Source organism: Amycolatopsis sp. WAC 04197 (genome assembly GCF_003947475.1).
GTDB lineage: Bacteria > Actinomycetota > Actinomycetes > Mycobacteriales > Pseudonocardiaceae > Amycolatopsis > Amycolatopsis japonica.
The window spans coordinates 1-663 of record NZ_QHJK01000033.1 but is presented as its reverse complement, the minus strand read 5'-3'; the positions used below and the strand labels follow the sequence as shown (position 1 = coordinate 663).

Below are 663 nucleotides of genomic sequence, written 5' to 3'. Positions count from 1 at the left end.
GAGCTGGATCCCTGCCTCGGCTGGGTCCACCTCGAACGAGGGCGTCTCCTGACCGGCGCAGGCCGCGACCAGGAGGCGCTGGCCGACCACGACCAGGCGCTCGAGCTGGAGCCCGACCACGCCCCGTCGTTCCTCCACCGGGCCCTCCTGCGCCCGTTCGCAGGCAGCCTGGAGGATGCGCCCGCCGACCTGGACAGCGCCGCCGAACTGGCGAGCAGCGTGCCGTAGGTCCGCGGCGAGGTCAAACGGAGGCTGAAGAGGTACGAGGAGGCGCTGGCGGAGCTGACCCTGGCGATCGACCTCGACCCGGACAGCAGCGACTTCTACCTCGAGCGCGCGTGGGTGAGGCATGAGCTCGAGCAGAGCGAGGAGGCGCTGGCCGATGTGAACGTGGCCCTGGCCGCGCGCCCCGACGACAGCGACGGCCTCGAACTGCGTGGCATCCTGCATCGGCTCGCGGGCCGGACCGTCGAGGCGGTGGCCGACCTGGACCGGGCGATCGAACTCAACCCCGGGGCGCTGCTGGCCATCACGGTGCGCGGCGGAGCCCTCTTGGCGCTCCGGCGGCCCGACGCCGCGTACGCCGACTTCAGCAGGGCCATCGAGCTCGGGTTGGACGACGCCGACACCTGGGTCGGCCGTGGACGGGCGGCCCTGGATCGC

General features: G+C 73.0%; 2 protein-coding genes and 1 pseudogene. All 3 read left to right on the top strand.

What is annotated here, in order from left to right; all coding sequences use genetic code 11:
• A partial coding sequence (locus tag DMC64_RS42890) for a hypothetical protein (RefSeq protein ID WP_199755280.1) occupies nucleotides 1–228 on the top strand: 228 nt, incomplete at its 5' end.
• 18 nt (nucleotides 229–246) lie between these two features.
• Nucleotides 247–507 (top strand): annotated as a pseudogene (locus tag DMC64_RS43750) (tetratricopeptide repeat protein); the annotation flags it as partial.
• Between the two features lie 27 nt (nucleotides 508–534).
• Nucleotides 535–663: hypothetical protein (locus tag DMC64_RS43745; protein WP_370325917.1), on the top strand; the 129-nt coding region annotated here is incomplete at its 3' end.